General features: G+C 55.2%; 17 protein-coding genes. 10 read left to right on the forward strand and 7 right to left on the reverse strand.

Features of this window, described 5'->3' with window-relative positions; all coding sequences use genetic code 11:
• Positions 1–16 precede the first annotated feature (16 nt).
• The 4 genes from aat to trxB all read right to left on the reverse strand — a co-directional run bounded on the left by aat (position 17) and on the right by trxB (position 5,337).
• A complete protein-coding gene (gene aat / locus IMQ56_RS04245) occupies positions 17–721 on the reverse strand; it encodes a leucyl/phenylalanyl-tRNA--protein transferase (RefSeq protein ID WP_045334218.1) in 705 nt (234 codons plus the stop codon).
• Between the two features lie 45 nt (positions 722–766).
• The gene (gene cydC / locus IMQ56_RS04250; protein WP_040117449.1) at positions 767–2,488 is read right to left on the reverse strand and encodes a cysteine/glutathione ABC transporter ATP-binding protein/permease CydC; all 1,722 of its coding nucleotides are present in this window, start codon (positions 2,486–2,488) and stop codon (positions 767–769) included.
• Positions 2,488–4,254 carry a cysteine/glutathione ABC transporter permease/ATP-binding protein CydD gene (gene cydD, locus IMQ56_RS04255; RefSeq protein ID WP_196063691.1) on the reverse strand — a complete coding sequence of 589 codons (1,767 nt, stop codon included), beginning with the start codon at positions 4,252–4,254 and terminating at the stop codon, positions 2,488–2,490. The genes cydC and cydD overlap by 1 nt, the downstream gene beginning before the upstream one ends.
• A gap of 114 nt (positions 4,255–4,368) precedes the next feature.
• On the reverse strand, positions 4,369–5,337 hold the full coding sequence (gene trxB, locus IMQ56_RS04260) for a thioredoxin-disulfide reductase (RefSeq protein WP_003858303.1): 969 nt from the start codon (positions 5,335–5,337) through the stop codon (positions 4,369–4,371).
• Between the two features lie 543 nt (positions 5,338–5,880).
• Between trxB and lrp the strand changes: the two genes are divergently transcribed.
• The 10 genes from lrp to IMQ56_RS04310 all read left to right on the forward strand — a co-directional run bounded on the left by lrp (position 5,881) and on the right by IMQ56_RS04310 (position 19,888).
• Positions 5,881–6,375 (forward strand): leucine-responsive transcriptional regulator Lrp, encoded by a 495-nt coding sequence (gene lrp / locus IMQ56_RS04265; RefSeq protein WP_000228469.1) that lies wholly within the window; start codon positions 5,881–5,883, stop codon positions 6,373–6,375.
• 135 nt (positions 6,376–6,510) lie between these two features.
• A complete protein-coding gene (locus tag IMQ56_RS04270; protein WP_196063690.1) occupies positions 6,511–10,191 on the forward strand; it encodes a DNA translocase FtsK 4TM domain-containing protein in 3,681 nt (1,226 codons plus the stop codon).
• 127 nt (positions 10,192–10,318) lie between these two features.
• Positions 10,319–10,933, forward strand: coding sequence for an outer membrane lipoprotein chaperone LolA (gene lolA / locus IMQ56_RS04275; protein WP_003858270.1), 615 nt, complete (start codon positions 10,319–10,321; stop codon positions 10,931–10,933).
• Positions 10,934–10,942: 9 nt separating this feature from the next.
• Positions 10,943–12,286: a replication-associated recombination protein RarA gene (gene rarA, locus IMQ56_RS04280; protein WP_006809396.1), complete on the forward strand. Its 1,344-nt coding sequence runs from the start codon at positions 10,943–10,945 to the stop codon at positions 12,284–12,286.
• Between the two features lie 92 nt (positions 12,287–12,378).
• On the forward strand, positions 12,379–13,671 hold the full coding sequence (serS, locus tag IMQ56_RS04285; RefSeq protein ID WP_003858266.1) for a serine--tRNA ligase: 1,293 nt from the start codon (positions 12,379–12,381) through the stop codon (positions 13,669–13,671).
• A gap of 211 nt (positions 13,672–13,882) precedes the next feature.
• Entirely contained in the window at positions 13,883–16,327 is a 2,445-nt protein-coding gene (dmsA, locus tag IMQ56_RS04290; protein ID WP_196063689.1) for a dimethylsulfoxide reductase subunit A, read from the forward strand.
• Between the two features lie 10 nt (positions 16,328–16,337).
• Positions 16,338–16,955 carry a DMSO/selenate family reductase complex B subunit gene (locus IMQ56_RS04295; RefSeq protein WP_017384835.1) on the forward strand — a complete coding sequence of 206 codons (618 nt, stop codon included), beginning with the start codon at positions 16,338–16,340 and terminating at the stop codon, positions 16,953–16,955.
• A 1-nt stretch (position 16,956) separates the two neighbouring features.
• Positions 16,957–17,820, forward strand: a complete 864-nt coding sequence (locus IMQ56_RS04300) for a dimethyl sulfoxide reductase anchor subunit family protein (RefSeq protein ID WP_196063688.1) — start codon at positions 16,957–16,959, stop codon at positions 17,818–17,820.
• A gap of 274 nt (positions 17,821–18,094) precedes the next feature.
• Positions 18,095–19,243, forward strand: coding sequence for an MFS transporter (locus tag IMQ56_RS04305; protein WP_003858254.1), 1,149 nt, complete (start codon positions 18,095–18,097; stop codon positions 19,241–19,243).
• A 123-nt stretch (positions 19,244–19,366) separates the two neighbouring features.
• Complete coding sequence (locus IMQ56_RS04310; protein WP_017384833.1) at positions 19,367–19,888, forward strand: anti-virulence regulator CigR family protein; 522 nt, start codon at positions 19,367–19,369, stop codon at positions 19,886–19,888.
• A gap of 36 nt (positions 19,889–19,924) precedes the next feature.
• Here IMQ56_RS04310 and pflA read toward each other — a convergent pair whose 3' ends face one another.
• From pflA to focA, 3 genes are all read right to left on the reverse strand, one after another.
• Positions 19,925–20,665, reverse strand: coding sequence for a pyruvate formate lyase 1-activating protein (gene pflA / locus IMQ56_RS04315; RefSeq protein ID WP_003858250.1), 741 nt, complete (start codon positions 20,663–20,665; stop codon positions 19,925–19,927).
• 203 nt (positions 20,666–20,868) lie between these two features.
• Complete coding sequence (gene pflB, locus IMQ56_RS04320; RefSeq protein WP_003858247.1) at positions 20,869–23,151, reverse strand: formate C-acetyltransferase; 2,283 nt, start codon at positions 23,149–23,151, stop codon at positions 20,869–20,871.
• A 51-nt stretch (positions 23,152–23,202) separates the two neighbouring features.
• A complete protein-coding gene (gene focA / locus IMQ56_RS04325; RefSeq protein ID WP_196063687.1) occupies positions 23,203–24,060 on the reverse strand; it encodes a formate transporter FocA in 858 nt (285 codons plus the stop codon).
• Between the last annotated feature and the right edge of the window lie 74 nt (positions 24,061–24,134).

Genomic DNA, 24,134 nt, shown 5'->3' on the forward strand with positions numbered 1-24,134 from the left:
AATATGCGGAAAACATTTAGGCATTGGGTATAAAGAGCGTTCTGGGAACCCAAAAATCGCGTGGTAGGGTCTCCTTTCGGCACTGTTCCAGGTGTTCGATATAGTGTCGGCGGGAGATTTCAACGGCGCCGAGCGAGGCGGTGTGCTCATTCAGCACCTGACAATCCATTAACTGTCCTCCACGTCGGGCAAATTCCTGGCTAAAAACCAGCAGCGCGGTTTTCGACGCATTCGTGGTGCGGGAGAACATCGACTCGCCGCAGAACAGCGTACCCTGCGCCACGCCGTACATGCCCCCGACGAGGTCGTCGCCGCTCCACACTTCGATCGAATGCGCGTAACCCAGCTCATGAAGCTGGTGATAGGCGATAATGATATCGCGGGTTATCCAGGTGCCTTCGTGACGATCTTCAGCGCAGCCTTCGATAACCTGGCCGAAGGCGTGATTAAGCGTGACGCGAAAGGGTGATTTTGCATGAAAACGCTTCATGCTGCGGCTCAGGTGAAACTGCCCAGGCCACAGTACGGCTCGCGGGTCAGGAGACCACCATAAGATCGGGTCGCCAGGTGAAAACCACGGAAAGATGCCGCGCTGGTAAGCCATTAAGAGCCGTGCCGGGCTGAGATCGCCGCCCAGAGCCAGCAAGCCGTTAGGTTCACGCAGCGCCCCCTCCGGAGAAGGGAACGCAATATTATGGCGAGAAAGCTGCACCAGGCGCATGACAACAGAACTCCAGTACGCGAGAGAGGACGCTACAAATATAGTCTACAGGCGCTGTTTAAACTGGTAGTAGCGACCTTGTTTTGCCAGCAGCTCTGCGTGACTACCTTGCTCAATTATGTGTCCGTTGTCCATCACAATTATCTGATCGAAATTCACCAGCCCGCGCAGACGGTGCGTGACCATCAGCACGGTTTTACCTTTCATCACATTCGCCAGTAAATCAAGGATTTGGCTCTCTGTCGTGGCATCCAGTCCTTCTGTCGGTTCATCCAGCAGCATCAGCGGCGCATCGTGCAGCAGCGCACGCGCAATGGCCAGACGACGCAGTTCGCCGCCGGAAAGCTGTCGACCCCCTTCACCCAGCCAGCTGTTCAACCCGTCGTCTTCAAGCAGCTTGTGCAGCCCAACCTGCTCCAGCATTGCCCGCAGCGTATCGTCGGAGGCGTCTGGTGCCGCCAGAAGAAGATTATCGCGCAGCGTAGCGCTGAACAGATGCACCCGCTGGGGCACGACGCTGACCGTTTTACGCAAGGCCGCTTCGCTAAAACCAGACAGCGGAACGTCGTTAAACCGAATCTCGCCCTGCTGTGGGTCCCACGCGCGCGTGAGAAGTTGCAGAAGTGTCGATTTCCCACATCCCGTACGGCCAAGGATCGCAATGCGCTGCCCGGCATCAACAGAAAGGGTGATGTCTTCCAGCGCGTTTTGCGCCTGCTTGTCGTAGGCGAAAGTGACATTGCTGAGCGTCAGCGCGACCTGCTCTGGCACAGCGATTTGACCCGCGCTGAACTTCACTTCCGGCTCCTGCTCGGCAATATCCGTAATGCGCAGCGCAGAGGCAATCACCTGGCCGAGATGCTGAAAGGCGCCCGTGACCGGGGCTAAGGCTTCAAAGGCTGCCAGGGCACAGAAAACAAACAGCGCAATCAGCGGGCCAGGCTGCGCGTTACCGCCCACGCCACCGGAGGCCATCCAGAGCATGGCGATAACGGCAATCCCACCAATTAACATCATCAGCGCCTGGGAGAACGCGGTCAGTTCAGACTGGCGCCGCTGGGCTTCATGCCAGTTCAGCTCCGTATTTTCCATGCGGGCGCGGTACCGTTTGCTGGCACCAAAAAGGGTGAGCTCGGCCTGTCCCTGCAACCAGGCGGTGAGCTGCTGGCGATATTCCCCTCGCAGGCGCGTCAGGTTTTCCCCGGTGGTTTTACCTGCACGATAAAACAGGGGCGGCAGAATAATCAGCGTCATCAGCATGATGCCGCCGAGCGTCAGTGCGATGGGAACATCCAGGAAACTCAACCCCAGCGTGACCACGACAATCACTACAAACGCGCCCACCATAGGTGAAATGACGCGCAGATAGAGGTGATCCAGCGTATCCACATCTGCGACCACGCGGTTGAGTAATTCGCCCTGTCGAAAACGTGCCAGCCCGGCAGGGGAGAGGGGCAGCAGTTTGCTGAAGGTGTAAATACGCAGGTGTTGCAGCACGCGGAAGGTCGCGTCGTGGCTGACCAGACGTTCGAAGTAGCGTCCGGCAGTTCGCGTAATCGCCGTGCCGCGCACCCCGGCGGCAGGCAGCATGTAGTTAAAGCTGTACAGCCCGGCAAAGCCTGCGGCCGCAGATGCGGAGAGGAACCAGCCGGAAAGCGTAAGCAGACCGATGCTGGCCAGCAGAGTGACGATCGCCAGCACGATCCCGAGCGTCAGCATCCATTTGTGGCGTTTATACAGTGCAAGATACGGAAGCAGGGCGCGCATCAGATATCCTCCTGACGGTTCGCCAGCAGGGTCGCAAACGGCCCCTGCGCGGCAACAAGCGCGGCGTAATCGCCTTGTTCAACAATGTGTCCGTTTTCCATCACCCAGATCTGATCCCAGTCGGCAATACCTTCCAGCTGGTGAGTCACCATCAGGGTGGTTTGCTGGCGTGAGGCTACGTTAAGCGCATCCATCACGCGCTGCTCGCTGTGAGCGTCCAGGCTGGCCGCAGGTTCGTCCAGCAGCATTAGCGAAGAGGGATTCAGCAGCGCACGGGCGACCGCGACGCGCTGTGCCTGGCCAACTGACAGCCCGGCAGACTGATCGCCAATGACGGTATCGACACCCTGCGCAAGCAGCGGCAGAAACTCGCTGACCCAGGCGCGGTCGAGGACCGATTGCAGCTCATCTTCACGCGCATCCGGGCGTGCCAGCAGCACATTCTCGCGCAGCGTCGGAGCTGGCAGCTGAGGGTTTTGCCCCACCCAACTCAGCTGTTTACGCCAGGCATCAGGATCGAGCTCGCGCAGCTCCGTTTTGTTGATACGCAGCGATCCGGTGTACGCCATAAAACCTGACAGAGCATTCAACAATGAGCTTTTACCTGAGCCGCTGGTACCCACCAGCACCACACGTTGCCCGGCAGGCAGGGTAAAGTTCAGCGGACCGGCCAGCACTTTGCCTTCAGGCGACAGAACAGAAAAATCCTGTGCTTCAATGGTCACCGGATCGTTCGTATTCAGCGTTACCTCACCACGCTCCGGATTCGCCAGCGGCGTTTCCATGAAGGTTTTCAGGCTGTCGGCAGCACCCACCGCCTGCGCTTTGGCATGGTAAAAGGTGCCGAGATCGCGAAGCGGCTGGAAAAATTCCGGTGCCAGGATCAGCGCCAGGAACCCGGCGGAAAGCGTGACCGCCGTACCGTAGTGGCCAAAGTCCAGCGCGCCGAGGTAGGAGAAGCCAAAGTAAACCGCCACCAGCGCAATCGACAGGGAGGTGAAAAATTCGAGCACGCCAGAAGAGAGAAAGGCCATGCGCAACACTTCCATGGTGCGCTGACGGAAATCCTGCGACGCCAGGCGAATGTTTTCGGTTTCCGCTTCACCACGACCGAAGATCCGCAGGGTTTCCATTCCGCGCAGACGGTCCAGGAAATGACCGCTCAACCGACCCAGCGCCAGGAAGTTACGACGGTTAGCATCTGCCGCGCCCATGCCGACCATCGCCATAAACAGCGGGATGAGCGGGGCGGTGCCCAGCAGGATCAACGCCGCCACCCAGTTAACAGGGAAGATGGCGATAACAATCATCAGGGGCACAAATACTGCCAGCGCCATCTGCGGAAGATAACGCGCGTAGTAATCGTGCATATCGTCGATTTGCTCAAGGATCAGCGTCGCCCAGCTACCAGCCGGTTTGCCCTGGATCCACGCAGGTCCGGCTTCCGAAAGCCGGTCGAGCACCTTGCGGCGGATCTCATAGCGAATGTGCTGCCCGGCATGGAATCCAACCCGCTCGCGCAGCCAGACCACCCACGCACGCAGAACGAAAACCAGCACCAGAACGATAAACGGCAACAGCAGCGCTTCGCGCGGGATGTTCTCCATGATCATATGGTTGAGAATGCGGGCCAGCAGCCATGCCTGGGCAACAATCAACAGACCGCTGATGAATCCCAGAACGCGGGAAATCATAAGCCAGCGGCGGGACAGGACGCTTTGCTGTTTCAGCCAGCGGGTTAACTCTTGTTGACGGGTTTTTTCCATTGCGTACTTTGCAGGTGACGTTATAAGAAATTAGACCTCTGCATGTTACACGCGAGCAAAAATAAAGGCGACCAGTGGCCGCCTTTATTTACGTTTGTTACTGACTTGTAAAGATTATTTACCTTGTTCAGCCAGTCCGTCCAGATAGCGTTCTGCGTCCAGCGCGGCCATACAGCCGGTGCCCGCAGAGGTGATCGCCTGACGATAAATATGGTCCATCACGTCGCCAGCTGCGAAGACACCCGGAACGCTGGTCTGGGTGGCGTTGCCGTGAATGCCAGACTGCACTTTGATGTAGCCGTTCTCCAGCTCCAGCTGGCCTTCGAAGATAGCGGTGTTCGGGCTGTGGCCGATTGCCACAAACAGGCCCGCCACTTCCAGCGTTTCGACGTTATCGGTGTTCTGGGTATCACGGATACGCAGTCCCGCCACGCCCATCTGATCGCCAGTCACTTCTTCCAGCGTACGGTTGGTATGCAGCACAATGTTGCCGCTCGCCACTTTGTCCATCAGGCGTTTAATCAGGATCTTCTCCGCGCGGAAGGTGTCGCGACGGTGAATCAGGTGTACTTCTGAGGCAATATTTGCCAGATACAGCGCTTCTTCCACAGCGGTGTTGCCGCCGCCGATAACCGCAACTTTCTGGTTGCGATAGAAGAAACCGTCGCAGGTCGCGCAGGCTGACACGCCGCGGCCTTTGAACGCTTCTTCAGACGGCAGGCCGAGATAGCGGGCAGAGGCGCCGGTGGCGATGATCAGCGCATCGCAGGTGTATTCGCCGCTGTCACCCGTCAGGCGGAACGGACGGTTCTGCAAATCCACTTTATTGATGTGGTCGAACAGGATTTCGGTTTCGAATTTGGCGGCATGCTCGTGCATGCGCTCCATCAGCAGCGGCCCGGTCAGGTCGTTCGGGTCGCCAGGCCAGTTTTCCACTTCCGTGGTGGTGGTCAGCTGACCGCCTTTTTCCATCCCGGTGATCAGTACCGGTTGCAGGTTAGCGCGTGCAGCATAGACCGCTGCGGTATATCCCGCAGGTCCAGAACCAAGGATTAGCAGCTTACTGTGTTTGGTCGTGCCCATGAGATCCCCATTGTTGTTGGCAGGCAATGGGCTGGATTGTAGGGAATTTGTTGCCGTAAAAAAAGAGCAGGAGAGTTTTGCTTCCGATATATGCAATAGACGCGCCCTATGGGTCAGAGGCGGTCACATCACTTCTGCTACTGAAAACCGCGCGTTTATAAGGCAATAAAATGAGGATTAATACCCCTCCGTAATGAATATCCGGCATGTTGTACTAAAAATCGATGTTTTGCTTTGACAATCCCCTGCGCTTTTGCGAAAACATTCAAGGAAGAAAAAAAGACGCACGAACTGCATGCCGCATAGACATGCACGGAAATGCCATTTTTACCGGGTCAGTGAAATCTACGCATGGTGTGGACAGACGCCATACGTGATGTCTGTGACTGCTTTCGGGCAACGGTCTTCTTACCGCAGAACCCGAATCTACATCGCGTCTAATACATAACCAGGCGATGTGATGAATAACGGGTCCAGGCTCTGAACAGTGATGTGCACAGGGTCCAGGCAGGAGTAGGGAAGGAATACAGAGAGACAATAATAATGGTAGATAGCAAGAAGCGCCCTGGCAAAGATCTCGACCGTATCGATCGTAACATTCTTAATGAATTGCAAAAGGATGGGCGTATTTCCAACGTCGAGCTTTCAAAACGTGTGGGACTTTCCCCGACGCCGTGCCTTGAGCGTGTGCGTCGACTGGAAAGACAGGGTTTTATTCAGGGCTATACGGCTCTGCTGAACCCGCATTATCTGGATGCCTCACTTCTGGTATTTGTTGAGATTACTCTGAATCGTGGTGCACCAGATGTGTTTGAGCAATTTAACGCCGCTGTACAAAAACTTGAAGAAATTCAAGAGTGCCATCTGGTTTCCGGTGATTTTGACTACCTGTTGAAAACCCGTGTGCCTGATATGTCCGCCTACCGTAAGCTGCTGGGTGAAACCCTGTTGCGTCTGCCAGGCGTGAACGACACCCGTACTTATGTGGTGATGGAAGAGGTCAAACAGAGCAATCGTCTGGTTATTAAGACGCGCTAACACGGAACAGGTGCAAAATCAGTGTAGTTTGATTACACTCCTGTTAATCCATACAGCAACAGTGCCGGGGAGTCCCGGCGCTGTTGTCCGTTTTAGCACACAGGCAGGACATGCCTGATACCTGGAGAGCCTTTCTTGAGCCAGGAATACACTGAAGACAAAGAAGTCACATTATCTAAGCTAAGCAGCGGACGTCGTCTCCTTGAGGCGTTACTGATTGTTATTGCCCTTTTTGCCGTCTGGCTGATGGCTGCCTTACTCAGTTTCAACCCCTCAGACCCCAGCTGGTCGCAAACCGCATGGCATGAGCCTATCCATAATTTAGGTGGCGTTCCCGGCGCCTGGCTTGCGGACACACTCTTCTTCATTTTCGGTGTGATGGCCTATACCCTTCCCGTCATAATTATTGGCGGATGCTGGTTTGCCTGGCGTCATCGACAGAACGACGACTACATCGATTATTTTGCCGTTTCGCTGCGCCTGATTGGCGCCCTGGCGCTGATCCTCACCTCCTGCGGACTGGCGGCGATCAACGCCGATGACATCTGGTACTTCGCCTCCGGCGGGGTGATTGGCAGCCTGTTGAGCTCCGCGCTGCAACCGATGCTTCACAGCAGCGGCGGCACGCTGGCGCTGCTTTGTATCTGGGCAGCGGGCCTGACGCTGTTTACCGGCTGGTCCTGGGTGAGCATTGCCGAAAAAATCGGCAGCTTTATTCTGACTCTGCTGACGTTTGCCAGCAATCGCACCCGTCGTGACGATACGTGGGTCGATGAAGATGAATATGAAGATGAGTACGAAGAGGAAGACGAGGCACCCGTGCAGCGTCGTGAATCCCGCCGTGCCCGTATTCTGCGCGGTGCTCTGGCGCGCCGCCAGCGTGTTGCTGAAAAATTCGCTAACCCGTTAGGCCGTAAAACGGATGCCGCGCTTTTCTCCGGCAAACGTATGGATGAAGAGGAGCAGATTGAGTATCGCGGCGCGGCCGTCGATCCTGATGATGTGTTGTTCTCTGGTCATCGAGCTACGCCGGGTGAGTATGACGAATACGATCCGCTGTTGCATGGTCATTCCGTGACTGAACCGGTAGCCGCTGCTGCTGCCGCAACGACGGCTGCGCAGGCCCATGTTGCGCCTGTTGAAGCCGTGATGCCGTCCTCGCCTGTTCCGGCACCGGAGTCCGCGATCCAGCAACCGCAGGTGGACTGGCAGACTGCGCCAGGCGTCCATACGCCTGAACCGACCATTGCGCCGGAGCCTGAAAGCTATATTCCTGTGCAGCAGGAACAGTGGCAGCAACCGTATCAGCCGCCTGAGCCTGCCAGCGAGCCGCAACAGCCGTATCAGGCCTATACGCCCGAACCTGCTGAGCCTGAACAGCCATACGTTGCGCCGGTGTCTGAACCCGAAATGGTGGAGGAAGCGAAGCCATCCCGTCCGCCATTGTACTATTTTGAAGAGGTGGAAGAGCGCCGTGCCCGAGAGCGCGAGCAGCTTGCCGCCTGGTATCAGCCCGTGCCTGAGCCGGTGCAGGAGCCTGTTGTAAAAGCGCCTTCTGCGAGCGTTGCACCTGTAGACCCAGCGCCAGCCGTTGCGTCGAGAGCGGAAACCGTGAAGCAGGCAACGGCAGCCGCTGCCGCTGCCGCGTCCGCTCCGCTATTCAGCCCGGCAACCGATGGTGCGCCGCGTCCTCAGGTAAAAGAGGGCATTGGTCCACAATTGCCGCGTCCTAATCGCGTGCGCGTACCGACGCGCCGGGAGCTGGCCTCTTATGGCATTAAACTGCCTTCCCAGCGTATGGCGGAAGAAAAAGCCCGTGAGTCCGACTACGAAGATGATGCCGACGAACTGCATCAGGATGAGCTGGCGCGTCAGTTTGCCGCCCAGCAGACTCAACGCTACGGGAATGAGTACCAACACGATGTTCATTCTCAGCAGGATGAAGATGATGCTGCCGAAGCGGAATTAGCGCGTCAGTTTGCGGCCACGCAACAGCAACGTTATTCCGGTGAGCAGCCTTCGGGGGCAAACCCGTTCTCGCTCTCGGATTTTGAATTTTCTCCGATGAAAGATCTGGTGGATGACGGCCCGAGCGAACCGCTGTTCACGCCGAGCGTGATGCCAGAAGCGGAACCGGTGCGCCAGGCGCCAGCGCCGCAGGTTAATGCGCAGCCACAACAGCCAGCGCCGCAGGCTTATGCGCAGCCGCATACACCGCCGGCCCAACCGCCGCAGCCGCAGCCGCAGTTCCAGCAGCCAGCACCACAGCCGCAGGAAAGCCTGATTCACCCGCTGCTGATGCGTAACGGAGACAGCCGTCCGCTGCAACGACCAAGTACGCCGTTGCCGTCGCTGGATCTGTTAACGCCGCCGCCAGCGGAAGTCGAACCGGTGGATACTTTTGCCCTTGAGCAGATGGCCCGTCTGGTGGAAGCGCGTCTGGCTGACTTCCGTATTAAAGCGGACGTGGTGAACTACTCACCTGGCCCGGTAATCACCCGTTTCGAACTGAACCTGGCGCCAGGCGTAAAAGCGGCGCGTATTTCTAACCTGTCCCGTGACCTGGCGCGTTCTCTGTCGACCGTGGCGGTACGCGTGGTGGAAGTGATCCCAGGTAAGCCTTACGTTGGCCTTGAGCTGCCAAACAAGAAACGCCAGACCGTTTATCTGCGTGAAGTTCTGGATAACACCAAATTCCGCGACAACCCGTCCCCTCTGACCGTGGTGTTGGGTAAAGATATCGCTGGCGATCCGGTGGTTGCCGATCTCGCGAAGATGCCGCACCTGCTGGTTGCGGGTACCACCGGGTCCGGTAAATCGGTCGGGGTGAACGCCATGATCCTCAGTATGCTCTACAAAGCGCAGCCTGAAGATGTGCGTTTCATCATGATCGACCCGAAAATGCTTGAACTGTCCGTCTACGAAGGCATTCCGCACCTGTTAACGGAAGTAGTGACCGACATGAAGGACGCCGCCAACGCATTGCGCTGGAGCGTCAATGAAATGGAGCGTCGCTACAAGCTGATGTCTGCGCTGGGCGTGCGTAACCTGGCCGGTTATAACGAGAAAATCGCTGAGGCGGCACGTATGGGCCGTCCGATTCCGGACCCATACTGGAAGCCGGGGGACAGCATGGATACCCAGCATCCGGTGCTGGAAAAACTGCCTTACATCGTGGTGCTGGTGGATGAGTTCGCCGACCTGATGATGACCGTTGGCAAGAAAGTGGAAGAGCTGATTGCGCGTCTGGCACAGAAAGCGCGTGCGGCGGGCATCCACCTGGTGCTGGCGACGCAGCGTCCGTCCGTAGACGTTATCACCGGTCTTATTAAGGCAAACATCCCGACCCGTATCGCGTTTACCGTGTCGAGTAAAATTGACTCGCGTACTATCCTTGACCAGGGCGGTGCAGAGTCGCTGCTGGGTATGGGTGATATGCTCTATTCCGGCCCGAACTCCACCTCGCCGGTGCGCGTACACGGTGCGTTTGTTCGCGACCAGGAAGTGCATGCGGTGGTGCAGGACTGGAAAGCGCGCGGTCGGCCGCAATACGTTGACGGCATCACCTCCGACAGTGAAAGCGAAGGTGGCGGCGGTGGTTTTGACGGCGGCGAAGAGCTGGATCCGTTATTTGACCAGGCGGTTAATTTCGTTACCGAAAAACGTAAGGCGTCCATCTCCGGCGTCCAGCGCCAGTTCCGTATTGGCTACAACCGCGCGGCGCGTATTATCGAGCAGATGGAAGCCCAGGGTATTGTGAGCGAACAGGGGCATAACGGTAACCGTGAGGTGCTGGCGCCACCGCCGTTTGATTAACCTTCAGCGATTGCAAAGAAAGGTAAATCAGCAAAAATTAAGCATATTCTTCTGTCGCCTGCCTTCGGGCAGGTCCAGAATAGAAACGGAACCCCCATATCGGGAAGACGTATTTTAAGGAATAACAATGAAAAAAATCGCCATCGCCTGTGCATTACTCTCCAGTTTTGTTGCCAGCAGCGTCTGGGCTGATGCAGCCAGCGACCTTAAAAGCCGACTGGATAAAGTGAGCAGCTTCCACGCCAGCTTCACGCAAAAAGTGACTGACGGCAGTGGCAACGCGGTGCAGGAAGGTCAGGGGGATTTGTGGGTGAAACGCCCGAATCTCTTCAACTGGCACATGACCCAGCCGGATGAAAGCGTGCTGGTGTCCGACGGGAAAACCTTATGGTTCTACAACCCGTTTGTTGAGCAGGCGACCGCCACCTGGCTGAAAGACGCGACCAGCAATACGCCGTTTATGCTCATTGCCCGTAACCAGTCCAGCGACTGGCAGCAGTACAACATTAAACAAAACGGTGATGAGTTCGTCCTGACACCAAAAGGCAGCAACGGTAACCTGAAGCAGTTCACCATTAACGTGAGCAGCAACGGTACCATTAATCAGTTCGGTGCGGTTGAGCAGGACGATCAGCGCAGTAGCTATCAGCTCAAGTCTCAGCAAAACGGCGCCGTAGATGCTTCGAAATTCACCTTTACCCCGCCGCAGGGCGTAACGGTGGACGACCAACGTAATAAGTAAGAGGCATGAGTGAGCAACCTGTCGCTCGATTTTTCAGATAATGCGTTTCAACCTCTGGCCGCCCGTATGCGGCCAGAAAATTTAGCGCAGTACATCGGCCAGCAACACCTGCTGGCTGCGGGGAAACCCTTGCCGCGCGCTATTGAGGCGGGGCATCTGCACTCCATGATCCTCTGGGGGCCACCCGGCACCGGCAAAACAACCCTCGCTGAAGTGATCGCCCGCTATGCTAACGCGGACGTTGAGCGCATCTCGGCGGTTACCTCCGGCGTGAAGGAGATTCGTGAGGCGATCGAGCGCGCGCGGCAAAACCGTAATGCCGGGCGCCGCACCATTCTGTTTGTCGATGAAGTCCACCGCTTCAACAAGAGCCAACAGGATGCGTTTCTGCCGCACATTGAAGACGGCACGATTTTCTTCATCGGCGCAACCACGGAAAACCCGTCGTTTGAGCTGAACTCTGCGCTCCTTTCCCGCGCCCGCGTTTACCTGCTTAAATCCCTGACCACAGAGGATATCGAAAAGGTTCTGACCCAGGCGATGGAGGACAAAGCGCGGGGTTACGGCGGACAGGATATCGTTCTGCCGGACGACACGCGTCGTGCGATCGCTGAACTGGTCAACGGCGATGCCCGTCGGGCGCTGAATACGTTGGAAATGATGGCCGATATGGCCGAAGTGGATGATGCCGGAAAGCGGGTGCTAAAGCAGGAGCTACTGACCGAAATAGCCGGTGAGCGGAGCGCACGCTTCGATAATAAAGGCGATCGTTTTTACGACCTGATCTCTGCATTACATAAGTCCGTGCGCGGCAGCGCCCCGGATGCGGCGCTCTACTGGTACGCACGTATCATTACCGCCGGTGGCGATCCATTATATGTCGCGCGTCGCTGCCTGGCCATCGCATCAGAAGATGTCGGTAATGCCGATCCACGCGCCATGCAGGTCGCTATTTCCGCCTGGGACTGCTTTACCCGCGTCGGACCCGCGGAAGGTGAGCGTGCCATTGCGCAGGCAATTGTCTATCTGGCCTGCGCGCCGAAAAGTAACGCGGTGTATACCGCCTTCAAAGCGGCGATGTCAGATGCACGTGAACGTCCGGACTACGATGTGCCGGTTCATCTGCGCAATGCGCCAACTAAATTGATGAAAGAGATGGGGTATGGGCAGGAGTATCGCTACGCCCATGATGAACCCAATGCCTACGCCGCCGGCGAGGAGTATTTCCCGCAGGAGATGGCACAAACCCGCTATTATCACCCCACAAACAGAGGTCTTGAGGGTAAGATTGGCGAAAAGCTCGCCTGGCTTGCCGGACAGGATCAAAATAGCCCTATAAAACGCTACCGTTAGTTCAATCGTTGCGGTAATGTTGGCAATATATCTCTGTGGCCGCAGGCTGTGGTCACTTTTTCCTTTTTTAATTCGATAAGCACAGGATAAGCATGCTCGATCCCAATCTGCTGCGTAATGAGCCAGACGCAGTCGCTGAAAAACTGGCACGCCGGGGCTTTAAGCTGGATGTAGATAAGCTGCGCGCTCTTGAAGAGCGTCGTAAAGTTTTGCAGGTACAAACTGAAAATCTGCAAGCAGAGCGTAATTCTCGATCGAAATCCATTGGCCAGGCGAAAGCGCGCGGGGAAGATATTGAGCCATTACGCCTGGAAGTGAACAAACTGGGTGAAGAGCTGGATCAGGCGAAAGCTGAACTGGATGTTCTTCAGGCTGAAATTCGTGATATCGCTCTGGCGATCCCGAACATTCCTGACGACAGCGTGCCTGTCGGCAAAGACGAAAACGACAACGTTGAAGTGAAACGCTGGGGCACGCCTCGCGAGTTTGACTTCGAGGTGCGCGATCACGTCACGCTGGGCGAAATGCATGCGGGCCTGGACTTTGCGGCTGCGGTTAAGCTGACGGGTTCTCGCTTTGTGGTCATGAAAGGTCAAATTGCCCATCTGCACCGCGCTCTGGCGCAGTTCATGCTGGATCTGCACACCGAGCAGCACGGCTACAGCGAAACCTACGTTCCGTATCTGGTTAACCACGATACGCTGTACGGTACCGGCCAGTTGCCGAAATTTGCCGGCGATCTGTTCCACACACGTCCGCTGGACGAGGAAGCAGACAGCAGCAACTACGCACTGATCCCAACCGCGGAAGTGCCGCTGACCAACCTCGTGCGTGATGAGATCATCGACGAAGACGATCTGCCAATCAAACTGACCGCGCACTCTCCATGTTTCCGTTCTGAAGCCGGTTCTTACGGTCGCGATACGCGCGGTCTGATCCGTATGCACCAGTTCGATAAAGTTGAGATGGTGCAGATCGTTCGTCCGGAAGAGTCTATGGACGCGCTGGAAGAGATGACCGGTCATGCTGAGAAAGTGCTGGAGCTGCTGGGCCTGCCGTACCGCCGTATGGCGCTGTGCACCGGCGACATGGGCTTCGGTGCCTGCAAAACCTTCGACCTTGAAGTCTGGGTGCCCGCGCAGAACACCTACCGTGAAATCTCCTCCTGCTCCAACGTCTGGGATTTCCAGGCGCGTCGTATGCAGGCGCGTTGCCGCAGCAAATCTGACAAGAAAACCCGTCTGGTTCATACCCTGAACGGTTCCGGTCTGGCAGTAGGCCGTACGCTGGTTGCTGTGCTGGAAAACTACCAGCAGGCTGACGGACGCATTGAGATCCCGGAAGTGCTGCGCCCTTACATGAAAGGCCAGCAGTTCATCGGCTAATTATTTGCTCTAAGACAAAAAAGCGCCTCAGGGCGCTTTTTTTATGCCTCTGATTTGATACGAAGCAATAACCCCTCCCTCTAAAGTAGTAATACTCCTCCGAACGAAAGTCAGCATAAAACACTGATAACCAAAAATATCGTTATACATAAAACTATATAGCGGTGTATGCCGCCCTTTATTTCTTTGTGAGCAACCAAAGTGAGTCTTTATGAAAATCAAAGCGCCTGAAGCGTTAATGGCTGCCGAGGTCACTCGCCGTGGGTTGATGAAAACCACGGCAATAGGCGGTCTGGCGGTTGCCAGCAGCGCCTTTACGCTCCCTTTTACCCGTCTGGCGTCGGCGGCGGAGGCTCTGTCTCCCGCTTCAGCCCCGGAAAAAGTGGTGTGGAGTGCCTGTACCGTTAACTGTGGTAGCCGTTGTCCTCTGCGTATGCATGTTGTGGACGGTGAAATCAAATATGTCGAAACAGACAATACCGGCGATGATAACTACGAAGGGTTACATCAGGTTCGTGCCTGTCTGCGTGGCCGTTCAATGCGCCGTCGCGTTTATAACCCGGATCGTCTGAAATACCCAATGAAGCGCGTCGGTAAGCGTGGGGAAGGGAAGTTCGAGCGTATTAGCTGGGACGAAGCCTACGATATTATCGCGACTAACATGCAGCGCCTGATCAAAGAGTATGGCAACGAATCCATCTACCTCAACTACGGCACCGGCACGCTGGGCGGTACCATGACCCGCTCCTGGCCGCCGGGTAAAACGTTGGTGGCGCGCCTGATGAACTGCTGCGGCGGCTATCTCAATCATTACGGCGACTACTCTTCCGCACAGATTGCTGCGGGGCTGAACTACACCTACGGCGGCTGGGCAGACGGTAACAGCCCGTCGGATATCGAAAACAGTAAACTGGTGATGTTGTTCGGTAACAACCCAGGCGAAACCCGGATGAGCGGCGGTGGGGTAACCTATTATCTTGAGCAGGCGCGCGCCAAATCCAACGCACGTATGATCATCGTCGATCCGCGCTATACCGATACCGGCGCGGGACGTGAAGACGAGTGGATCCCTATTCGCCCTGGTACCGATGCGGCGCTGGTCAATGCGCTGGCGTATGTGATGATCACTGAAAACCTCGTCGATCAGCCGTTCCTTGATAAATACTGCGTTGGTTATGACGAGAAGACCCTGCCAGCCAGCGCACCGGCTAACGGGCATTACAAAGCGTACATTCTTGGTCAGGGCAGCGACGGGGTAGCGAAAACCCCTGAGTGGGCATCCACCATTACCGGCATTCCAGTCGAGCGTATTGTTCAGCTGGCCCGTGAAATTGGTTCAGCCAAACCGGCTTATATCAGCCAGGGATGGGGACCACAGCGCCACGCGAACGGCGAAATTGCCACCCGCGCTATTTCTATGCTCTCGATTCTGACTGGCAACGTTGGTATTCACGGCGGTAATAGCGGGGCGCGTGAAGGCTCGTATGAAGTCCCGTTTGAACGTATGCCAACGCTGGATAATCCGGTTCAGACCAGCATCTCCATGTTTATGTGGACGGACGCGATCGAGCGCGGCCCGGAAATGACCGCGCTGCGTGACGGTGTTCGGGGCAAAGATAAGCTGGACGTGCCGATCAAAATGATCTGGAACTACGCCGGTAACTGCCTGATCAACCAGCACTCTGAAATCAACCGCACCCATGAAATTTTGCAGGACGACAAGAAGTGCGAAATGATTGTGGTGATCGACTGCCACATGACCTCATCGGCGAAGTATGCCGATATTCTGCTCCCAGACTGCACTGCGTCTGAGCAGATGGATTTCGCGCTGGACGCCTCCTGCGGCAACATGTCCTATGTGATCTTCACTGACCAGGCCATCAAACCGCGCTTCGAGTGCAAAACCATCTATGAGATGACTTCCGAGCTGGCGAAACGTCTTGGCGTTGAGCAGCAGTTCACTGAAGGACGTACTCAGGAAGGGTGGATGCGCCATCTGCACGAGCTCTCACGCAAAGCCATTCCTGACCTGCCGGACTTCGATACCTTCCGCAAGCAGGGCATGTACAAGCAGCGCGATCCCGAAGGACATCACGTGGCGTATAAAGCCTTCCGCGACGATCCGCAGGCCAATCCGCTGACCACGCCGTCGGGCAAAATCGAGATCTACTCCGAAGAGCTGGCAAAAATTGCCGCAACGTGGGAATTGCCGGAAGGGGATGTAATCGATCCGCTACCGATTTATACGCCAGGCTTCGAAAACTACAACGATCCGCTGACGGCGAAATTCCCGCTTCAGTTGACCGGTTTCCACTACAAAGCGCGTGTTCACTCCACCTACGGCAACGTTGACGTACTGAAAGCGGCCTGCCGACAGGAGATGTGGATCAACCCGATGGATGCGAAAGCGCGCGGCATCAGTAATGGCGATCGCGTACGTATCTTCAACGGACGTGGCGAAGTGCATATCGAAGCTAAAGTGACTCCGCGTATGATGCCTGGCGTTGTCGCGCTGGGGGAAGGGGCCTGGTATAACCCGGATGCGAACCGTATCGATCAGGCGGGCTGCATCAATGTTCTCACTACGCAGCGTCCGTCGCCGCTGGCGAAGGGCAACCCATCCCACACAAACCTCGTTCAGGTTGAAAAGGCGTAAGGAGTAACCGATGACAACCCAGTATGGATTTTTTATTGATTCCAGCCGCTGCACCGGGTGCAAAACCTGCGAGCTGGCCTGCAAGGATTACAAAGACCTGACCCCGGACGTTAGCTTCCGTCGTATTTATGAATACGCGGGCGGCGACTGGCAGGAGGACAACGGCGTCTGGCATCAGGATGTCTTCGCCTATTACCTGTCGATTGCCTGCAACCACTGCGAAGATCCGGCCTGCACCAAGGTCTGCCCGAGCGGGGCAATGCACAAGCGCGACGACGGTTTTGTGGTGGTGGACGAGGATGTCTGCATCGGCTGTCGCTACTGCCACATGGCCTGTCCGTACGGCGCGCCGCAGTACAATGCCGCCAAAGGCCACATGACCAAGTGCGACGGCTGCCACAGCCGCGTGGCGGACGGCAAAAAGCCCATCTGCGTCGAGTCCTGCCCGCTGCGCGCGCTGGACTTTGGCCCGATTGAGGAGCTGCGCAAAAAACACGGTCAGCTTGCTGCCGTCGCGCCGCTGCCGTCTGCGCACTTCACGAAGCCGAGTATTGTGATTAAACCTAACGCCAACAGCCGTCCGACGGGTGACACCACCGGCTACCTGGCAAACCCGAAGGAGGTGTGAGATGGGAAGTGGATGGCATGAATGGCCGCTGATGATCTTCACGGTCTTTGGGCAGTGCGTGGCGGGCGGGTTTATCGTCCTTGCGCTGGCGCTGTTAAAAGGGAACCTCAATGCTGAACAGCAGCAGCGTTTGGTGTTAAGCATGTTTGGCCTGTGGGTGTTGATGGGCATTGGGTTTATCGCCTCTACGCTGCACCTGGGCTCACCGATGCGCGCGTTCAACTCCCTGAACCGCGTAGGTGCCTCTTCGCTGAGTAACGAGATTGCCAGCGGGGCAATCTTCTTTGCCGTTGGCGGGCTGGGGTGGTTACTGGCAGCGGTGAAAAAGCTGCCGTCAGGGTTACGCGCGTTGTGGCTCATCGTCACCATGGTACTGGGCGTTGTCTTCGTCTGGATGATGGTCCGGGTGTACAACACCATCGATACCGTTCCGACCTGGTACAGCGTCTGGACGCCGATGAGCTTCTTCCTGACCATGTTTATTGGCGGGCCGCTGCTGGGTTATCTGCTGCTGCGTGTGGCTGGCATTAATGGTTGGGCGATGCGCCTGCTGCCCGCGGTCTCGCTGCTGGCGCTGGTAATCAGTACCGTTGTCGCGCTCATGCAGGGAGCGGAGCTGGCGACCATTCACAGCTCTATCCAGCAGGCTTCGGCGTTGGTGCCGGATTACGGTTCGCTGATGGCCTGGCGTGTGGTGCTGCTGACGGCGGCGCTGGTGTGCTGGATTGTCCCTCAGCTTAAAGGTTACTCGCCTGCGCTGCCGTTACTGTCCCTGGCCTTTGTGCTGGTGCTGGCAGGAGAGTTAATTGGTCGCGGCGTATTTTACGGTCTGCATATGACGGTCGGTATGGCTATCGCCAGCTAATTTTAGATTTTGTTATAAAAAGCCGGGACATAGCGCCCGGCTTTTCTTTTTTCATTCATGAAATTTTTCGACTGATGTTTCGTTGTAAAAATTCCCGGAAATAAATAAAAACAAATAGATAATTAATATCAGTAGCAGGCTTTGCATTAGCAGGATGAGTTTTTTAAATCGACAAGGCGCATAACGTGCGTGACGCCTGAACCGGTGGATTGACTTTGTTTTTGCCAGTGGCATGATGCGCACGAAATCTGAACTTCCTCACGGTTTTTAATCCATGACCACCTATACCCGCCCGGTGCTTTTGTTGCTCTGTGGCCTGCTTTTGCTGACCCTGGCGATCGCGGTGTTAAACACACTCGTCCCGCTATGGCTCGCCCATGAAAACTTACCGACCTGGCAGGTGGGTATGGTTAGCTCGTCCTTTTTTACGGGTAATCTGCTGGGCACCTTATTAACGGGCAGCCTTATTAAGCGCTTTGGTTTTAACCGCAGTTATTATCTGGCGTCGCTGATCTTTGCCGTCGGCTGCGCTGGTTTAGGCCTCATGGTCGGCTTCTGGAGCTGGATGGTCTGGCGCTTTATTGCGGGCGTCGGCTGCGCCATGATCTGGGTGGTGGTTGAAAGTGCGCTAATGTGCAGCGGAACGTCCCGTAATCGCGGGCGTCTTCTGGCGGCCTATATGATGGTTTACTACGTCGGTACCGTTCTGGGACAGCTGATGGTCAGCAAACTGCCAACAGACCTGATGAGCGTGCTGCCGTGGGTGACGGGCATGGTTCTGGCGGCGATCCTGCCGCTGCTCTTTACCCGCATTGTGAATCAAAACAGCGAGCATCAGGAAGCTACCCACGTCTGGCCGATGCTGAGACTGCGCCAGGCGCGTCTGGGGGTTAACGGCTGCATTATTTCCGGGATTGTGCTGGGCTCGCTCTATGGCCTGATGCCGCTCTATCTTAACCATCAGGGCGTCAGTGATTCCGGGATCGGTTTCTGGATGGCGGTGATGGTCAGCGCGGGGATTGTCGGCCAGTGGCCGATTGGCCGCCTGGCGGACCGCTTTGGTCGTCTGCTGGTGCTGCGCGTTCAGGTCTTCGTGGTCATCATGGGCTGTCTCGCCATGCTCAGCAACGCCGCGATGGCGCCTGCGCTGTTCATTCTGGGGGCTGCGGGCTTTACCCTCTATCCGGTCGCGATGGCCTGGGCCTGTGAGAAAGTTGAGCATCACCAGCTGGTGGCGATGAACCAGGCTTTGTTGCTGAGTTACACCATCGGCAGTTTACTGGGGCCGACGTTTACCGCTATGCTCATGCAAAATTATTCTGATAATTTGCTGTTTATCATGATCGCCAGCGTGTCGTTTATTTATCTGCTAATGCTGCTACGCAAAGTGGGCGAACATCCAACGCCAGTGGCCCATGCCTGATTTATTAAAAGCCTGTCGATGACAGGCTTTTTTGTCCCTGTCACATATAAGACTTTTACTTATTGTGAGTTTTTACTGCCTGGCGATAATTCCAATGAGTTCTCCCACTAAAAGGCAGCCATCATGTCTACTCGTCGTTTTTCCACTACCGCACTTGCCGTAGTGTTGGCTTTAACGTTTGCAACGGCTCCGGCCATGGCTAATCCTGGAAACGGGAATGGTGGTGGTCACGGAAACGGTGGCGGACAAGGTAATAGCGGCAATCATGGTAACGGGAACGCTGGTAACCATGGTAATAAACACAATAACGGTCAGGATAACCCTGGGAAATCGGATAAGAGCTTTAAAAACAGCAAAGATGTCGGTAATGATGTGGATGCTCGCGTGAGCTTCGATCATGCCCGCCATCTGGCACTGAATTACGGCTTAACGGGCTACGACTCTCTGCCTCCGGGAATTGCGAAAAACCTGGCGCGCGGTAAGCCACTGCCTCCGGGCATTGCGAAGAAAACCGTGCCAGCCGATATGCTGGGTCAGCTTCCTTCCTATCCGGGCTATGAATGGCGCGTGGTAGGTGACGACCTGGTCTTAATTGCGCTGAGTACGGCGATTGTGACTTCCGTTATTAATGGCGTCTTTAAATAGAATATAAAAAGGCCCGGTTTTCACCGGGCCTTTTCGTTAATACATGACCTTGTGGCCATACTGCTCAAGAATACCTTTGACGCGCTCCATCGTCTCTTTTTTCGGCGGCTTCACGCCATCGAGTTTGTACTCTTCACCCATCGCCACCCATTTATGTTTACCCAGCTCGTGATAGGGCAGGAGTTCAATTTTCTCCACGTTACCCATATCCCGGGTAAATTCACCCAGACGATGTGCAGAGTCATCATCATCTGACCAGCCCGGCACCACCACGTAGCGGATCCAGGTCTTGACGCCTTTGTTGGCAATGTATTTGGCAAATTCCAGGGTACGGTGGTTTGAAACGCCAACCAGATTCTGGTGGATCTCATCGTTCATCTGCTTGAGATCGAGCATGACCAGATCGGTCACTTCAAGCAGTTCATCAATAACCGGATCGTAACGGCGCACAAAGCCGTTGGTGTCGAGGCAGGTATGAATGCCTTCTTTGTGGCAGGCGCGGAACCAGTCGCGCACAAATTCAGCCTGAAGAATGGCTTCACCGCCGGATGCCGTCACGCCACCGCCGGACGCGTTCATGAAGTGGCGATAGGTCACCACCTCTTTCATCAGATCCTCAACGGTGACTTCTTTACCGCCATGGGTGTCCCAGGTGTCACGGTTATGGCAGTACAGGCAGCGCATCAGGCAGCCCTGGAAGAAAGTGATAAAGCGGATCCCCGGGCCATCGACGGTGCCACAGGATTCAAAGGAGTGAATGCGACCAATAATTGACATTGCGGTGATATCTCCGAATTTGGCCCATCCGGGGGCCTATGTAGATGCACAGCTCAAAGGCTATGTCGAGTCTGTTTTGGCTGTTATCCATTAAGTATAGATAGCGGACAAAAGAGACTGATGAAGCGAGGGTGTTAAAAAGGCCCCACTTGCGTGGAGCCTTTATTGTACGCTTTTTAACGCGTGATTTCAGTCAATTCCACTTACATGGACTGAGTGAAAGTACGGGTAATAACGTCCTGCTGCTGTTCTTTCGTCAGGGAGTTAAAACGTACTGCGTAGCCAGATACGCGGATGGTCAGCTGAGGATATTTCTCAGGATGTTCCATCGCGTCGAGCAGCATTTCACGGTTCATCACGTTCACGTTCAGGTGCTGACCACCTTCGATGGACGCTTCGTGGTGGAAGTAACCATCCATCAGACCCGCCAGGTTAGTTTTACGCACTTCGTCGTCTTTACCCAGCGCGTTTGGCACGATAGAGAAGGTGTAAGAGATACCATCTTTCGCGTAAGCAAACGGCAGTTTAGCAACGGAGGTCAGAGAGGCAACCGCACCTTTCTGGTCACGACCGTGCATTGGGTTAGCACCTGGGCCGAATGGCGCGCCAGCACGACGACCGTCTGGGGTGTTACCGGTTTTCTTACCATACACAACGTTAGAGGTGATGGTCAGAACAGACTGAGTCGGGATAGCGTTACGATAGGTAGTGAGTTTCTGAATTTTCTTCATGAAACGTTCTACCAGGTCAACCGCCATGTCATCAACGCGAGCGTCGTTGTTACCAAACTGCGGATATTCGCCTTCGATTTCGAAGTCGATAGCCAGACCATCTTCGTCACGAATTGGTTTAACTTTCGCATATTTGATTGCAGACAGGGAGTCAGCCGCAACGGACAGACCTGCGATACCACACGCCATGGTGCGAACGACGTCACGGTCGTGCAGCGCCATCAGAGAGGCTTCGTAGCTGTACTTGTCGTGCATGTAGTGGATAACGTTCAGCGCGGTCACGTACTGTTTAGCCAGCCAGTCCATGAAGTGGTCCATGCGGTCCATGACTTCGTCATAGTTCAGCACGTCGCCTTTGATCGGTTCAGACTTAGGACCAACCTGCATTTTCAGTTTTTCATCAACGCCGCCGTTGATTGCGTACAGCATGGTTTTCGCCAGGTTTGCACGCGCACCGAAGAACTGCATTTGCTTACCAACAACCATTGGACTTACGCAGCAAGCGATAGCGTAGTCATCGTTGTTGAAGTCAGGACGCATCAGGTCATCGTTCTCATATTGCAGAGAAGAGGTGTCGATGGACACTTTAGCGGCGAATTTCTTGAAGTTCAGAGGCAGTTTTTCAGACCACAGAACGGTGATGTTCGGCTCCGGAGAAGGACCCATGGTGTACAGGGTGTTCAGGAAGCGGAAGCTGTTTTTGGTTACCAGAGTACGACCATCTACGCCCATACCGCCGATAGATTCGGTTGCCCAGATTGGGTCACCAGAGAACAGCTCATCATATTCTGGGGTACGCAGGAAGCGAACCATACGCAGTTTCATGACCAGGTGGTCAATCATTTCCTGAGCGTCTTGTTCAGTGATTTTGCCTGCTTTCAGGTCACGTTCGATGTACGCATCCAGGAAGGTGGATACGCGGCCGAAGGACATTGCTGCACCGTTCTGAGACTTAACAGCGGCCAGGTAGCCGAAGTAGGTCCACTGGATAGCTTCCTGAGCGTTGGTAGCAGGACCAGAGATATCGCAGCCGTATTTAGCCGCCATCTCTTTGATCTGACCCAGCGCACGGTGCTGTTCAGCGATCTCTTCACGCAGACGGATAGTCGCTTCCAGGTTTACGCCGTTTTCCAGGTCAGACTGGAGAGAGACGAACTGCGCGTATTTGTCTTTCATCAGGAAGTCGATACCGTACAGCGCAACGCGACGGTAGTCACCGATGATACGGCCACGGCCATAGGCATCTGGCAGACCGGTCAGAACGCCAGATTTACGGCAGTTCAGAATGTCTTTGGTGTAAACATCGAATACGCCCTGGTTATGGGTTTTGCGGTATTCGGTGAAGATTTTTTTCAGCATTGGGTCCAGCTCGCGGTTATACGCTTTGCAGGAACCTTCAACCATTTTGATACCACCGAACGGGATGATTGCGCGTTTCAGTGGTGCTTCAGTTTGCAGACCGACGATTTTCTCAAGGGCTTTGTTGATGTAGCCAGCATCGTGAGAAGTGATGGTAGAAGCAACGGAGGTGTCAAAATCAACTGGCGCGTGAGTGCGGTTTTCCAGTTTAACGCCTTCCATCACGCTGTCCCACAGCTTGGTGGTTGCGTCAGTCGCACCAGCCAGGAAGGATTCGTCACCTTCATACGGGGTATAGTTTTTCTGAATGAAGTCACGGACGTTGACTTCATTCTGCCAGTCACCTTTCGTAAAACCTTCCCAGGCTGTGGCTAACTTTTCATTAAGCTCGGACATGTAACACCTACCTTCTTAAGTGGATTTTTTATTTACTGCCTGAGACAACCATTAATGATGATCGCCGCCACGCAGGTAAATGACCCAGTATGTCAACCCAACTAACAGACCCCCACCGATAATGTTCCCGATAGTGACGGGGATCAGGTTATCAGTAATGAAGTTCATAATAGTCAGGTGTGAAAAACTTTCCGGGGTTGAACCTACAGCAGTCCAGAACTCCGGGCTTGCAAAGTTGCGGATAACAATACCCATCGGGATCATGAACATATTCGCAATACTGTGCTCAAAGCCGCTGGCAACAAACATCGCAACCGGCAGAACCATAATCATGGCTTTATCCATCAGGCTACGACCAGAGTAGCTCATCCAGACCGCCAGGCAGACCATCAGGTTTGCGAGGATGCCGAGAGCAACAGCTTCGATAAATGTATGGTGCATTTTGTGGTCGGCGGTTTGCAGGACGTTAAGCCCCCAGTCGCCGTTGGCGGTCATATACTCGCCAGAGAGCCACATCAACAGAACAAAGAGCAGACAGCCAATCAGGTTGCCAACGTAAACGTTGAGCCAGTTGCGCCCCAGTTGACCCCAGGTAATTCTTCCGCTGGCTTTTGCCACCACAATCAGCACCGTTGAGGTGAAGAGGTCGGCGCCGCAGATGACGCAGAGAATCAGGCCCAGTGAGAAGCAAATACCACCAATCAGTTTCGCTACGCCGAAAGGCATCCCGGCAGTGCCGGTGGTGGCTGTGATATAGAAGACGAAAGCGATGGAGATGAACACCCCAGCCGTAATGGCCAGAAAGAACGTCGTCATCGGATGCTTCGTGGCTTTGTAGACACCCGCTTCTTCGGCAACTTTCGCCATCGCAGCGGGGAGTAATAGATCAAAAGGGTTGTCAGCTTTCACACTAACTCTCTCTTTATTAAGTCGGCGACGAGATACTAACAAAGCATTATAGAAGAGAAATTGATATAGATCAT

The sequence above is a fragment of the Enterobacter sp. Res13-Sevr-PEC09-46 genome (assembly GCF_015672585.1).
GTDB lineage: Bacteria > Pseudomonadota > Gammaproteobacteria > Enterobacterales > Enterobacteriaceae > Enterobacter > Enterobacter hormaechei_C.